Annotated in this window: 9 protein-coding genes; 5 read left to right on the forward strand and 4 right to left on the reverse strand. The window is 38.6% G+C overall.

Annotated features, from left to right (window positions below):
* Positions 1–138: 138 nt before the first annotated feature.
* Genes secA through PKC55_RS06895 form a run of 3 tightly spaced genes read right to left on the reverse strand, consistent with a single transcriptional unit; the run spans position 139 to position 6,338 of the window.
* Positions 139–3,456, reverse strand: coding sequence for a preprotein translocase subunit SecA (secA, locus tag PKC55_RS06885; protein WP_291127973.1), 3,318 nt, complete (start codon positions 3,454–3,456; stop codon positions 139–141).
* Between the two features lie 45 nt (positions 3,457–3,501).
* Positions 3,502–5,100: an alkaline phosphatase family protein gene (locus PKC55_RS06890; RefSeq protein ID WP_291127970.1), complete on the reverse strand. Its 1,599-nt coding sequence runs from the start codon at positions 5,098–5,100 to the stop codon at positions 3,502–3,504.
* A complete protein-coding gene (locus PKC55_RS06895; protein WP_324372409.1) occupies positions 5,097–6,338 on the reverse strand; it encodes a lipoprotein N-acyltransferase Lnb domain-containing protein in 1,242 nt (413 codons plus the stop codon). The genes PKC55_RS06890 and PKC55_RS06895 overlap by 4 nt, the downstream gene beginning before the upstream one ends.
* Before the next feature lie 200 nt (positions 6,339–6,538).
* On the opposite strand from PKC55_RS06895, the gene PKC55_RS06900 reads away from it, so the two are divergent.
* Positions 6,539–7,141, forward strand: coding sequence for a SagB/ThcOx family dehydrogenase (locus PKC55_RS06900; protein ID WP_291130056.1), 603 nt, complete (start codon positions 6,539–6,541; stop codon positions 7,139–7,141).
* Positions 7,142–7,197: 56 nt separating this feature from the next.
* Here the strand turns inward: PKC55_RS06900 and mfd are convergent, their stop codons facing one another.
* Entirely contained in the window at positions 7,198–10,401 is a 3,204-nt protein-coding gene (gene mfd / locus PKC55_RS06905; protein ID WP_324372567.1) for a transcription-repair coupling factor, read from the reverse strand.
* Positions 10,402–11,125: 724 nt separating this feature from the next.
* Between mfd and ilvD the strand changes: the two genes are divergently transcribed.
* From ilvD to PKC55_RS06925, 4 genes are all read left to right on the forward strand, one after another.
* Positions 11,126–12,955, forward strand: coding sequence for a dihydroxy-acid dehydratase (gene ilvD, locus PKC55_RS06910; protein ID WP_291130051.1), 1,830 nt, complete (start codon positions 11,126–11,128; stop codon positions 12,953–12,955).
* Between the two features lie 26 nt (positions 12,956–12,981).
* On the forward strand, positions 12,982–14,685 hold the full coding sequence (gene ilvB, locus PKC55_RS06915; protein WP_135106086.1) for a biosynthetic-type acetolactate synthase large subunit: 1,704 nt from the start codon (positions 12,982–12,984) through the stop codon (positions 14,683–14,685).
* Positions 14,686–14,753: 68 nt separating this feature from the next.
* A complete protein-coding gene (ilvN, locus tag PKC55_RS06920; RefSeq protein ID WP_135106084.1) occupies positions 14,754–15,311 on the forward strand; it encodes an acetolactate synthase small subunit in 558 nt (185 codons plus the stop codon).
* A gap of 24 nt (positions 15,312–15,335) precedes the next feature.
* A complete protein-coding gene (locus PKC55_RS06925) occupies positions 15,336–16,079 on the forward strand; it encodes an acyl-[acyl-carrier-protein] thioesterase (protein WP_283687460.1) in 744 nt (247 codons plus the stop codon).
* Positions 16,080–16,100 lie beyond the last annotated feature (21 nt).

The raw sequence follows: 16,100 nt of genomic DNA on the forward strand, positions 1-16,100 counted from the left end.
GTTTTTCTGACAATTAAAAAACATGCTAAGATACAAATTTTGTTTGTATTAGAAAACATAATAACATAAAAAAAGCCCGACAGAAACTTACTTGTCGGGCTTTTCATTATTATAAATATATCAAGTATTTACTTCCGATTATTCATTTCTTCCATGACAGTTTTTATACTTTTTCCCACTGCCACAAAAACAAGGATCATTGCGCCCCGGCTTTTTGTCTACTTGTATAGGAGCTGTCACTCTTGGCCGTTCCTGAGCTGCTTGCCCTTGACCCGGAGCCGAAGCTCTTTGTTGTCCATCTTCTATATCATTACGTTCGGTACGGTAACGGCTATAGTCAGTCTTTTGTTCCGGTTCTGCCTGACGTACTTGTTCCGGTTCACGAACAGGTATCTGTCCACGCATAAGAATTGTTACCGCCTTACTATTTATGCTGTTTAACATGCTCTTAAACAGACTGAAAGACTCTAGTTTATAAATCAATAATGGGTCTTTTTGTTCATAGCTGGCATTCTGAACGGATTGACGCAAATCGTCCATTTCACGAAGATGTTCTTTCCACTCTTCATCGATTGTATGAAGGACTATTGATTTTTCAAAAGATTTGATCACATCTTTAGATTGTGTTTCGTATGCCTCTTTCAGATTACAAGAGATATTATAAACACGTCTTCCGTCTGAGATAGGAATAAGAATATTCTCGAACTTATCACCTTGTTCTTCGTAAACCTGTTTGATTACCGGATTGGCAATTTCTGCTAAACGATCCATCTTATGTTTGAAGTTCTGGATAGCCTTATCATATATCATATCGGTCAATGTATCAGGCTTGGTAGAACGGAATGTCGCTTCATCAACAGGTGGTTCTGTCGTAAACAAACGTAGCATATCAACCGTCAATCCTTCATAATCAAGATTATCGGCATGTTGCTCTGTTAAACTCACAGCCGTATCATATATCATATTCACGATATCGATACCAATACGTTCACCCATAAGAGCATGACGGCGACGTTTGTACACAACTTCACGTTGAGAATTCATTACATCATCATATTCCAACAAGCGTTTACGAATACCAAAGTTGTTTTCTTCAACTTTCTTCTGAGCTCTTTCTACAGACTTGCTAAGCATATTATGCTCAAGCATTTCTCCTTCTTTGAAGCCCATACGGTCCATCATTCCGGCAATACGTTCCGATGCAAACAAACGCATCAAATCATCTTCTAACGAGATGTAGAATACGGATGAACCCGGGTCACCCTGACGTCCTGCACGACCTCTCAACTGACGGTCGACACGACGAGATTCATGTCTTTCTGTACCGATAATCGCCAACCCTCCTGCTTCTTTCACACTTGGTGCAAGCTTGATGTCGGTACCACGACCGGCCATGTTTGTTGCGATAGTAACAGCTCCTGGTTGTCCGGCAAGAGCTACGACTTCAGCTTCACGCTGGTGCAACTTAGCATTCAATACATTATGCTTTATCTTACGCATGGTAAGCATCTTACCCAGCAACTCAGAGATTTCGACAGATGTTGTACCCACAAGTACAGCACGACCTTCCCCTACCAGTTTTTCTATTTCTTGTATAACCGCTGTATATTTTTCACGTTTTGTTTTATATATACGGTCATTCATATCCTTACGCGCGATCGGTCTATTGGTAGGAATTACAACCACATCCAATTTGTAGATATTCCACAACTCACCTGCTTCTGTCTCAGCTGTACCGGTCATACCCGAAAGCTTATGATACATACGAAAATAGTTCTGCAATGTAATAGTTGCAAATGTCTGTGTTGCAGCTTCTACTTTAACACGCTCTTTAGCCTCTATCGCTTGGTGCAATCCGTCCGAATAGCGGCGACCATCCATGATACGTCCTGTTTGCTCATCAACAATCATTACCTTATTATCGATAACCACATACTCATCATCTCTATCGAATAAAGCATAAGCTTTTAGCAACTGGTTGACTGTATGTACTCGTTCCGACTTGATAGAATAGTTTTGCATCAACTCGTCTTTCTTTTCTGCTTTTTGACTGTCAGTAAGCGATTGATTTTCCAAGTCAGATAATAGAGACCCGATATCAGGCAAAACAAAGAACAATGGGTCATCAGAATTACCTGTAAGCAAATCGATACCTTTATCTGTGAGCTCTATGCTGTTATTTTTTTCATCTATAGTGAAATAAAGATCATCTGTAACAATATGCATATTACGCATTTGTTCGCTCATATAGTGCTCTTCAGTCTTCAACATAGATGCCTTTATACCCGGTTCACTAAGGAACTTGATAAGAGGCTTGTTCTTTGGTAACCCTTTGAATGAACGATATAACAACAACGATCCTTCTTCTTGCTCTTTCTTATCACTGGAAGCCATTTTAGCTTTTGCTTCAGCAAGTAATTTAGTACAAAGATCTCGTTGTGCTTTTACGATAATCTCCACACGTGGACGAAATTCTTCAAACAACTGTTGTTCACCCCTAGGTACAGGCCCGGAGATAATCAATGGAGTACGAGCATCGTCAATCAATACGGAGTCTACCTCGTCGACAATCGCATAATTATGCTTGCGCTGAACAAGATCTGACGGATTGATTGCCATATTGTCACGTAGATAATCGAAACCAAACTCATTGTTTGTCCCGAAAGTAATATCTGCTTGGTATGCTTTACGACGGCCTTCTGAGTTAGGCTGATGTTTATCGATACAATCTACAGAAAGTCCGTTAAACATGTAAATTGGTCCCATCCACTCAGAGTCACGTTTTGCCAGATAGTCATTCACCGTAACCACATGCACACCATTACCAGTAAGTGCATTAAGGAATACAGGCAAAGTACCTACCAGTGTTTTACCTTCCCCTGTAGCCATTTCGGCGATTTTACCTTTATGAAGCACAACACCACCAAACAGCTGTACATCATAATGGATCATATTCCATTGTATTTCTGTACCTCCTGCTTGCCAGTGATTTTGATATATAGCTTTATCTTCATCAATACGCACGAAGTCATGATCTACTGCCAGCTCTCTATCAAACTCTGTGGCTGTAACTACAATCTCTTCATTCTCAGTCAAACGGCGAGCGGTCTCTTTTACTATAGAAAAAGCTTCGGGAAGTACTTCGTCTAATACTTTCTCATACTTGTCAGTTATTTCTTTTTCCAGCTTATCTACTTCTACCCATACATCCTCACGTTGATCAATATCCAGTGATTCGATATTGGCTTTGAGTTCTGCTATTTTATTCTTTTCTGCTGCTACGTACTCCTGAACTTTTTGTCTGATCTCCATTGTCTTTGCACGTAATTCATCGTGTGTCAGACGTTCGATAGAAGGATATACAGCTTTGATACGGTCTACATACGGATTGATTTCTTTTAAGTCTCTTTGAGACTTATTTCCGAATAATGATGTTAAAATGTCAGCGAATCCCATATATTTAGTTAGTTTATTTTCTTTTTATTTTGTTTGTTTATTATACTACCAAATTAACTCCGGTAAAGGCTCTTCTTTTGCTCCATTAGGAGACCTTATACGCATTATATATGTTACCGAAGGAGCTATTTCTGTAGCTTTAATCGTCCTTCTTATTCTGGCGGGCTTAATATTATTGCCAAAGAAAATTACAGGGCTCACAATCGCATTATTACGAGTCTGTTTTTCTTTAAATGAAGCATCTTGCTCGTTTACGATTTTATAGCCGGGCTGTAATTCGACAAATAGATCGCCAGAGTTCTCTTTAGTATAGCCATTCTTATAATATTCCATTACAGGATTCCACTGACCGTGCTGTATTTGATATGAAGTATATACTTCTTGCACGCCGGTAAATTCAGAAACAAACTCTGCCGCTTTTTCCTGTATTTCTTGCAATGATATATTTTTACTCTTTATCAGTTCCCTGTTCAGATAAACCTGTCCTTTATAAAATTTATCAACCCATTGTCCATCTCTGCCATATATAGCCATTAAGTACATATTCAGCAATGCTTCGCAACGATTGACATAGAACTTATTTTCTGGGATATTTGAATTTGATAAAGCTGTAGACGTTGTATGTTCCGACGAATTGTAATATCCGGTAGAAGTGACAAAGATCAACGTATTTTTAAGACCGACAGTCTTTTCGACCTCGTCCAACAACTTTTCTATCTCCTTGTCAAGGCAGCTATAAATATCTTGTATCTCGTATGAATAATCGGAAACTCCGGGAAAGTTCCCTGCATAGAATGTCAAAGACAAAAAGTCAGGATTAGTGCGTTTACCTAATTCTGCTTTAGAAAGCAAGGTCATAGCCGAAGATCGCACATTCTCATTGACAGCAGGAATTTGTTTCGCTAAAACATAAGTCTGCTTATCTCCTCCCATAAAGTGCTGGAAAGACGATTCGCTTTGCTCGTAAGGAAAAGCCTTATATGTACTAACTTCCTTAGAAGGACGCCAATACATACTCCAAACCTTAGATGCAAAGTTTGTTGTACTACGATTATCCTGATCTACCGACCAATAAAAATCCTTATAATAAGTAGTTGAAGCCCATTTGCCGGTATAGTCATCTATCCAGAAAGCAGAATTGCCTCTTTTGCCGGATGATATCAAAGCCTGAGCTATTTGAGGAGCAAAGGAATATACGTCAGATTTTCCTTGCGATGCCATCTTCAACTCATCTGTCATAGTAGAGGTTTTGATAGCCAAAGGAGAAACTTTATCCTGTGTATAGTTACCTAAGAAAGCTTCATCTGTAAATGTCGAGACCTCTTGCTTCTTAGCTACAATGTACTTTTTATTTCCTACGATACCATGATAAAAAGGTGAAGCACCAGTGTATATAGTGGCAATTGCAGAGGCATCGTCTAAATTTGGAAAATCAAATTTTATATTCTGATATACCAGTCCTTCATTCAAGAGACGTTTGAAGCCCCTTTCAGAAAATGAACTTTGAAAGAGTTCTAGATAATCACCTCTCAACTGATCAATAGTTATTCCAATCACCAACTTCGGCACCTCGTGAACAGAAGTCTGTGCCTGAACAGATGTTATGGTTAATACTGCGACTAAAGAGGTTAGTATTCTTATCATTTTCGCCTAGGCAAGCTATAATCAGCTCTTTTCTTTAACTTTTTAAGTTGTAAAATATTCATCCCCGATCTTATACACAACGATAAGATGAATGGGATAAAGGCTATCTCTAATTGTTGTGGTATCAAACACCATGCCAAAAGAAAAGCCAAAAGTGCTACAAAGTTAATAAAATGATAACAACTTATGAATTTTGAAAGTGATTTTACAAAGAATAAACAAGCAACGATTAATTGAAGCGGATTTAACCACACTATATTCCAGTTTGGATTAACACATGGATGAATGGAAAAGAACATCAAAAAGAAAATTACACATCCTCCAATTCCTGCTACAATAAACAATAGTGTATCATAAATTCGTCCTAATGTATACCACCTTTTTTTATAGACTAAGAAAGACAAGAGTGTAGTAATCAACAACAAGATACAACCGACATACAGTGGTTGTATGTGACTTTCTGATGAAACTAATTCTTGTGGCGTCAAAAGTTGGTGCTCTTTTAAAATGAAGTATCGATATGTCCCATCAGTATTTTTTATGCGAGCTCCTTCGTTGGCTTTCATCAAATAAGCCGGTAAAAAATCCTTTTGTTTGTCTGTGATTACCTTATCAGCATCTGCCCCAATTATGATATCTATACCAAATTTAGTCCATGGCTGTATTCCAACGCACTCCCACACTAGACCTCTATATGTTTGTTGCTTATCAGTTGGAGTGTATTCTATTTCTCCCTGTACATATTTCTCTACGATATCACGAGGACGAGTTGCACAGTTATCATAGAAGAAGTTATAAAGATATTCCCTATTTTCGGGACTAGAGTTTTGAGCTAAAGCATCAAATATCTCTTGCTTTTCTTTCAGGGTCAAATTATAAACCTGCTCGGTAACTCCTACACCTCTTTGTCCATACTCTTCTATGTAATACTTGAAAGGTATAGAGCCAACCATATAATAAGTTTCTCCCTTGACAAACCTATATATGAAATTATCGCTATTGAAGTCAAATAAGCCGTAGTTGAACACGACATCTAAATGTTGTGTTGTATCACAAACCCGAATAGCCGTATGCCCAAACAAAGCATAGATCTCTTTTTCCCATGCAGAGCTAGTCAGTAAACTTATTTGAGCTGTATCACTAAGAGTTATGGGCGACCGGAATGTATTCTGCTGTGACCGTAATCCCTGCGAAAAGGATGCTATGATCAAAAAAACAATAAAGAATAGGTTTCGCATTGTATTATTAGCGGATTTTATTCACAAATATAAAACAATAAGCGATAGAATTTATTTATAAGTATATATATTTTATTTCAAGTTGTGAATTTTACTTAAAAACAAGAGTTACACAAAGAACTTAATTCAAAAACAAGGGTTTATAAACGAATATAATTCTATATTTTTGTTTCTGTTAATTATAAAATTAGGTTACAATTATGAAAAAAGGTTTATTAGCCATTGCGTTATTTTGTTTAATAAATTGTGTCTCTGCCCAGGATATACAATTAGTTTCTCCAACCAAAACAGGAGGAAAACCCTTGATGGAGGCCCTGAATGAACGTCAGTCTCATAGATCATTCGAATATAAAGAAATGCCGGCCCAAACCCTATCCGATCTTCTTTGGGCTGCTTATGGTTTCAACAGAGAAGATAAACGGACAGTTCCTTCGTCCCAAAACCGTCAGGAAGTTGATGTATATGTAATGCTGAGTTCAGGTATATATATTTATGATGCGAAAGACAATGTACTAAAGATGAAAGAGAAAGGCGATTTCAGAAAAGCACTCGGACAGCCCAACATTTCGGACAATGCCTCGTTGACTCTAATCTATGTGGCAAATATGGATAAAGCATCTAACCGCGAAGCCGGATTTATCGACAGTGGGTTTATTGCTCAGAATGTATACTTATATTGCGCTTCAGTAGGTTTAGGCTCTGTAGCAAGGGGATCATTTACTCGCCCTGACCTACATAATACATTAAAACTTACTGACAAACAAGAAATAACATTCGTTCAACCAGTAGGATACATTAAGTAAACATCATACTTACAGAAGCTTAGAAGAGAAAGGCGCAAGCTTTTCTCTTTTTTTGCTTACAGCCCGTTTATTTCTGATAACACCATACAAGCAGTCTCTACATTTGGAATGCTCTGTATACTCACCGAACGCCTTCCGTTCCTGTCTTTCAATTCGCACTTACGAGGATACTTCTGGATGTAATTGAGTAATTTATCGAACGCTTTCGACTGATAGTATGGTGACTCCGAATTTGTAACCAAGAATAAACTCATTCTTCCATTTTTTAAAACGACCTTTTCGATACCCAGCGTTTTGGCTATAGATCGAAGCCGAACTACCAGAATCAACTCTCGACCTTCGGGTGGAATTTTTCCGAAACGGTCTTCGAGACGCTCTGTAAATTGCATTATATCCGACTCTTTCTCCATATTATCGAGCTCTCGATAGAGTGTAATACGTTCCGAATCATTTGGTATATAAAGAGCTGGGAACAAAAGTTCAAGATCACTTTCTATCTGAACATCATCAACAAAGTTTTCTCCCGAAATCTTATTATCTTCATCAGCCTCATGATAGAGCTCTGCAAACTCATCGTTTTTGAGCTCATTGACTGCTTCCGTCAATATTTTCTGATAAACTTCATATCCTAAATCTGCGATAAAACCACTCTGTTCTGCTCCCAGTAGATTTCCGGCTCCACGAATATCCAAATCCTGCATAGCAATGTGGAATCCATGACCCAGTTCCGAGAAGTTCTCAATTGCTTGCAATCGTCTTCTAGCCTCAGGGGTCAAGGTATGCAACGGAGGCGCTAATAGATATGCAAAAGCCTTCTTATTGCTTCGCCCAACACGTCCACGCAATTGATGCAGATCACTCAAACCAAAATTCTGAGCATTGTTTATTATTATCGTATTTGCATTGGGGATATCAATACCCGACTCTACAATTGAAGTTGCTATCAATACGTCATATTCTTGATTTACAAAGTCTATAATAATCGATTCCAGCTTGGCGGGATCCATTTGTCCATGACCAACAGCAATGCGTGCATCAGGAACCTCTCTCTTTATTATATCTTCAAGTTCATGTATATTCTTTATCCTGTTATTGATAAAGAATACCTGCCCATTACGGCTCATTTCAAACTCTATCGCTTCACGAATAATCAACGGATCGAATGTATGTACTTCAGTCTGTATCGGATACCTATTTGGAGGAGGCGTTGTTATTGCAGACAAATCTCTTGCTCCCATTAACGAAAACTGCAATGTACGTGGAATAGGCGTAGCTGTCATCGTTAAAGTATCCACATTGGACTTCATTTGCTTCAGTTTCTCTTTTACAGCAACACCAAACTTTTGCTCTTCGTCTATTATAAGCAAGCCCAAATCTTTAAACTGAATATCTTTGCCAACAATGCGATGCGTACCAATCAGTATATCAACTTTTCCTTCTTTCAGATCGTTTAGAACCTCTTTAATTTGTCCTGCCGACCGTGCCCTGCTGATATATTCTACACGGCAAGGAAAGTCTTTAAGCCTCTCTTTAAATGTTTGATAGTGCTGATAGGCTAAAACTGTTGTAGGAACCAATACTGCAACTTGCTTATTATCTGTTACAGCCTTAAATGCAGCCCGAATAGAGACTTCTGTTTTTCCAAACCCAACATCGCCGCAAATCAAGCGATCCATCGGTTTGCTGTTCTCCATATCAAGTTTTACATCCGCAGTTGCTTTTACCTGATCGGGGGTATCTTCATAAATAAAAGAGGCTTCGAGCTCATGCTGTAGAAAAGAATCGGGAGCGAAACTAAATCCTTCTTCTTGTCGGCGTTTGGCGTATAGTTGTATCAGGTCGCGGGCAATATCCTTTACTTTATTTTTGGTTTTCTCTTTAATCTTATTCCATGCCCCTGTACCTAATTTATTGATACGTGGCGGTTCGCCTTCCTTACCTCTATACTTCGATATTTTATGTAAGGAGTGCAGTGAAACAAAGATAACGTCATTGTTCAAATAAATGAGTTTTATCAACTCCTGCATCTTACCGTTCATATCAGACCTTACAAGCCCACCAAATTGACCTACACCATGATCGATATGTACGATATAATCTCCTATCTGAAACTGTTGAAGTTCCTTTAAAGAAAGAGCAAACTTCCCTGAACGTACCCTATCGGATTTAAGATTATATTTATGATAACGGTCAAAAATCTGGTGATCGGTAAAACAGCAGATTTTTAAAGTTTCGTCAATAAACCCTTCTGATAGAGTCCTCTCCACAGGTGTAAAATTGATATTATCTCCCCTGTCTTCAAATATAGACTTTAGCCGTTTCTGTTGCTTCTCACTGTCACTTAATATATATATAGTATAATCTCTATCGAGATATTTGTGAAGAGTTTCACTGATCAGGTCAAAGTTTTTATGAAACGAAGGTTGTATATCTGTTTTGAATTCGACAACAGCTTCTGCCTGTATTTTGTTCCCGAAATGAATATGCTTGAATCCCTTAACCAACGCATCATGTTCATCCCTTAACGTCAGCTTATTTTGTAAATCTTTCTCATATTCAGGATTATCCAGAATAGTAGAATCATTATATACACTCTCTACTTTGTCGCTAGCCCATACAAAATCCTTAAATGCAATAACCGTATCCTTCGGAATCAGTTTCAACAACGACTCCCGGTCCATATTCGACTTTTGCATGTCAGGGATAATTTGTATCTGGTTTAGTTTCTCTTTCGACAACTGTGTTTCGATATCAAAAGTTCGTATTGTACTCACTTCATCTCCAAAAAAGTCGATACGATAAGGATATTCGCTCGAAAAAGAAAAAACGTCCAGAATACTTCCCCTGATAGCATATTGTCCCGGCTCATACACATAGTCAACGTATTCAAATCCAAAACTATCCAACATCTCAGATACGAAATTACGATCGATCTCTTCATCCACCGACATCTGTATCGTATTCTTCTTCAGTATATCTTTAGCTACAGCCTTTTCGGCTAAAGCTTCCGGATATGTTACGATTATCAGGTTTTTATCTTCAACCTGTAACTGTCCCATCACCTCAGTACGGAGGATTTCATTGGCAGCATCTATCTGTCCGTACTTTATCGCCCGTTTGTATGCCGAAGGAAAGAATAAAACTTTATCCGAGTCTAAAATCTGATTCAAGTCGTGATAAAAATACCCCGCACTTTCTAAGTCGTTTAGCACAAACAAATAGCAGCTATCTGTCTTGTGAAACAAAGCTGTAGCAAGCATAGACGCTGACGAACCCTGCAAACCTTTAACATAGATATCTTTATGCTTAGACAATAAATCTATTATTGCGGGTATATTTTTGTGAGTCTCAAAAATCTGTTGTAGTATGGATAATTTTAGCACTGTAAAAAATTTAATTGGGATGCAAAATTAATAAAATTATTGTTGTGTTGTATTTGCAACGCGTTTATAATATGGATATAATATATAAATTTTATCAATCCGAGACATTTAATACCTCATATCAACTCAATGTAAATATTGCTCTCAAAAAGTGACAAACCACACAAACAACAAACTACTATATATCAATAGTATACAAACAAAAGGTGACAAAAGTGACACTTTTTATAGAAGTTTTATACTGTCACTTTATACACACTCGAAAACCTCTACCATTAGACAATTTTACACGAATATTGTAACATCAATTACAAGTGCTGAAGCCAATCCATTAAGAGATATTCAATGACTAGTTTCCTAGTCAACTTAAAAAAAATGGGATAAAATTTGTTTTTAAAAAAAAGTTTATAACTTTGTGATCACTTTTATAGCGAAATAATGACAAATTGCTTTTTACATATCCTCAGTCTCATTGATATTCTCCTCGTCGGTCAGAATAAATGAGAAAGGTATGTATATGAAGTTAAGTATATAATAAGGAAATTAACATAGGCCTTTCTCATTCAATGGGAAAGGTTTTTTTTTAACTGTATGTATAATTATGGGATTTGAATTAAGAAGTTCGACTAGTACACAAGGACGGCGTATGGCCGGGGCAAGAGCCCTATGGAGAGCCAATGGCATGAAAGAAGAACAAATGGGAAAACCTCTCATTGCTATCGTCAATTCATTTACTCAATTTGTCCCGGGACACGTACACCTTCATGATATAGGTCAGAAAGTAAAAGCAGAAATTGAAGCTTTGGGATGCTTTGCTGCCGAATTTAATACCATAGCTATAGACGATGGTATTGCCATGGGACACGATGGAATGTTATACTCTCTTCCATCACGAGATTTGATTGCAGATAGTGTAGAATATATGGTGAATGCTCACAAAGCAGATGCAATGGTATGTATCAGCAATTGTGACAAGATCACTCCCGGTATGCTGATGGCAGCGATGAGATTAAACATCCCAACTGTATTTGTATCCGGAGGACCAATGGAAGCAGGAGAGCTTGACAATAAACACCTCGACCTGATAGATGCGATGATAAAAGCTGCGGATGATACCGTTTCCGATAAAGAAGTAAACGCCATAGAACGTGCGGCATGTCCGACATGCGGATCTTGTTCGGGCATGTTTACCGCTAACTCGATGAACTGTCTGAACGAAGCCATAGGGCTTGCATTACCAGGCAATGGAACAATCGTTGCCACTCATGCAAACCGATCGAAATTATTCCAAGATGCTGCAAAACAGATTGTAAATAATGCTTACCGTTATTACAGAGACGGTGACGAATCGGTACTTCCCAGAAATATAGCTACCAAAACGGCTTTTCTGAATGCTATGACATTAGATATAGCGATGGGAGGTTCTACAAATACGATCCTTCACCTGTTAGCTATAGCACAAGAAGGCGAAGTAGACTTCACAATGGACGATATAGACAAACTGTCGCGCAAAACACCATGTTTGTGCAAAGTAGCTCCTAATACTCAAAAATATCATATACAAGATGTCAACCGTGCAGGAGGTATACTTGGTATTTTGAACGAATTGAATAAAGGTGGGTTGATTAATACTGCCGTTTCACGAATCGATGGACTTTCTCTTGCGGAAGCTATAGAGAAATATGATATAACAAAAGCTAATCCAGAAAAAGCCGCCGAAGATTTATATAAATCAGCACCCGGAAATAAGTTTAATCTTGTAATGGGCTCTCAAAACAGTAGCTATCCTACTCTGGACACCGACAGAGCAAACGGCTGTATCCGCAGTATGGAGCATGCATATACCAAAGACGGAGGATTGGCTATATTGAAAGGTAACATAGCCCTGAATGGATGTGTTGTAAAAACTGCGGGTGTAGATGAAAGCATATTCAAATTTTCGGGAACAGCCAAAGTTTTCCACTCTCAGGATGCGGCATGTGAAGGAATATTGAAAGGTGATGTACAAGCCGGAGATGTTGTTGTCATCACATACGAAGGGCCTAAAGGTGGACCGGGTATGCAAGAAATGCTCTACCCTACATCATATATCAAATCTAAGCACCTGGGTAAAGAATGCGCCCTTATTACAGACGGACGCTTCTCTGGTGGAACATCAGGTCTTTCTATTGGGCACGTTTCTCCCGAAGCTGCATCTGGTGGCGCTATTGGCTTGGTTAAAGATGGAGATATTATAGATATAGATATTCCTAACCGTTCTATCGATGTACGTATATCCGATGCGGAACTGGAAGCTCGCCGACAAGAGGAGCTTGCCAAAGGTAAAGATGCATTCAAACCTAATCGTAATCGTACGGTATCCAAAGCATTACGAGCCTATGCAAGTATGGTTAGTTCGGCTGATTTAGGTGGAATAAGAATCATTGAATAAAATAGCACAAAATAGAGACAAATATCATGGATAAAAATAAAATTACAGGAAGTGAAGCCCTTATTCAATCTTTGTTGAGTGAAGGTGTAGATACCATATTCGGGTATCCGGGCGGAGCCATAATGCCCGTATTTGACAGTTTATATCATTATAAAGATAAAATAAATCATATTCTTGTTCGTCATGAACAAGGTGCTACGCATGCTGCTCAAGGGTTTGCACGCACTTCGGGTAAAGTTGGCGTTGCGCTGGTAACCTCGGGCCCCGGTGCAACCAATACGGTAACAGGAATTGCCGATGCAATGATAGATAGCACACCTATAGTTGTTATATCCGGGCAGGTTGCTTCTTCCTTACTAGGAAGTGATGCCTTTCAGGAAGCAGATGTCGTAGGTATTACACAGCCTGTATGCAAATGGGCATATCAGATTCGCAGAGCCGAAGACATCCCATCGGCAGTAGCTAGGGCATTCTATATAGCATCAACAGGAAGACCCGGACCGGTAGTTCTGGATATAACCAAAGATGCTCAGTTTGGGCAAATGGATAAATCAGAATACAAAAAAGTTGATTTTATCCGTAGCTATCAGCCTAAACCCGAAGTAAAACTATCAGAAATGGAAGTAGCTGCCCAAATAATAAACAGTGCAAAGAAACCTCTAGCACTTGTGGGACAGGGTGTTATTTTGGGCGGAGCAGAAAAAGAATTGCTTGCTTTTCTCGAAAAGGCTGGCATTCCTGCGGCATCTACGGTATTGGGACTATCTGCCATACCCTCCGACCATCCTTTACAGATTGGTATGTTAGGGATGCATGGCAATGTTGGCCCTAATCAGAAAACAAATGAATGTGATGTACTTATTGGCATTGGCATGCGTTTCGACGACCGTGTAACGGGAGATCTTAAGACGTACGCAAAACAGGCAAAAGTAATCCACTTTGATATCGATAAAGCTGAAATAAACAAGAATGTATCTGTTACAGCACGTGTACTCGGAGATGTAAAGGATACGTTACCAAAGGTGACAGAATTACTAACCCCTGCCACGCATAGCGAATGGCTTGGAGAGTTTAAAGCATGTTACCAAAGAGAGTACGACGTTGTCATAGATAGCGAGCTATACCCTACATCGGGACAGTTGAAGATGGGTGAAGTTATCAATAAAGTATCCGAAGCTACAAACCACGATGCTGTATTGGTTACGGATGTAGGTCAACATCAGATGATGGCTGTGCGCTACTTCAAGTACAACCAAAGCCGTAGTGTGGTTACATCAGGAGGGCTGGGCACAATGGGCTTTGGATTACCTGCTGCGATAGGCGCAAAATACGGCACACCCGATCGTACAGTATGCCTTTTTGTTGGCGATGGAGGTATTCAGATGACCATACAGGAGTTAGGTACGATCATGCAGTATAACGTTGACGTTAAAATCATTATATTGAACAACCACTTCTTGGGAATGGTACGCCAGTGGCAAGAACTATTCTTTGATGAAAGATATTCTGAAACCCGGATGAATAATCCTGATTTTGTGAAAATAGCTGAAGCATATAATATTCCGGCAAAGAAGGTGGACGACCGCAATGAATTGGACGGAGCAATAAAAGAAATGCTGGATCACAAAGGCGCTTATTTGCTAGACGTACAGGTAGAGGTTAAAGGCATGGTTTACCCGATGGTTCCTGCCGGTACTTGCGTTACAAATATATTATTAGGGAACGAATAAGTTCATTATATTGATGAGATTCGTTAAATTTGAAACTGTCTAATATTACAGTTGTAAAAATAAATCTTATGCAAGATAAAACATTATATACGATAACTATATTTTCAGAGAATACTGTTGGTCTGTTGAGTCAGGTAACCAGTGTATTCGTTCGTCGTCAATTGAATATTGAGACTCTATCTGTTTCTGCTTCAGCTTTAGAAGGCATACATAAGTTTACCATCACTGTTTTTTGTGACGAAGATGTTGTAAAAAAGGTTGTACTCCAGATAGATAAGCGAGTAGATGTGCTGAAAGCGTATTACAATACCGATGAAGAGCTTATTCATCAAGAAATCGCTCTCTATAAACTATCTACTCCCGATTTTCTTAAGATAGAATCGGTAGAAGAGCTTATCCGCAAACACAATGCGCATATTCTCGATATAAATGAAAACTGTGTTGTTTTGGAAAAAACAGGACACTATAAAGAGACTCAATATCTATTTGAAGAACTGAGTAAAAGTATTGGAGTTCTGCAATTTATACGTTCGGGTCGGATAGCGATTACAAAATCGAAAGTTGAGAGATTAAGCGACATGCTAGCGGAGTTAGATAAAAGACATAAATCGCAAGACACAAATTAATATATCCATTCAAAACTATATTTAATGTTTGCTCCTATAGGAAGATACGAATTTACGATCGATGCATACTTAACCGATTTCAGAGGCAGAGCCACTTTGCCCATGATTGGAGGTTTTATGCTGCAAGCAGCAACGAAGCATGCCGATGAACGTGGGTTTGGATACTCATCAATGACTTCTCAGCAACGAGTCTGGGTATTGTCCCGAATGGCAATCGAGCTGTTCGAATATCCGAAAAACGATACTAACATGATAATCAAGACGTGGATTGTTAGTGTAAACAGATTGTTCACAGAGCGTCATTTTGCTTTCGAAGACTCTGACGGAAAAACTATGGGCTATGCGAGATCACTATGGGCTTCAATAGATCTTAAAACTCGTAAACCCACCAATCTGACAGAGCTGGATGGGTTGTCTGATTATATCTATACGGAAAAAGAATGTCCGATAGAGGGATTGAGCAAAATCTCAGCGTTGAAGGATGATTATGAAAAAGCGGATGAGTTTATTGTAAAATATAGCGATGTGGATATCAATAAACACCTGAACAGTATGAAGTATATTGAACATTTTGTAGATGTGTTTGATATAGATATGTTCAAGGATAAAGAAATCAGACGGATTGAGATAAATTATATATCCGAAGGGCGCTACGGCTCCAAGTTGGATATATTGAAAAGAGAAGAAGAAGATTCTAATTTTATTTTAGAAATGAAAGACGGGGAAACGAGTGTATGCTCGACCTGTATTATATGGAAACAATTTTGAACCTAAATATTTTATTTAATA

It is taken from the genome of Dysgonomonas sp. (genome assembly GCF_035323175.1).
Lineage (GTDB): Bacteria > Bacteroidota > Bacteroidia > Bacteroidales > Dysgonomonadaceae > Dysgonomonas.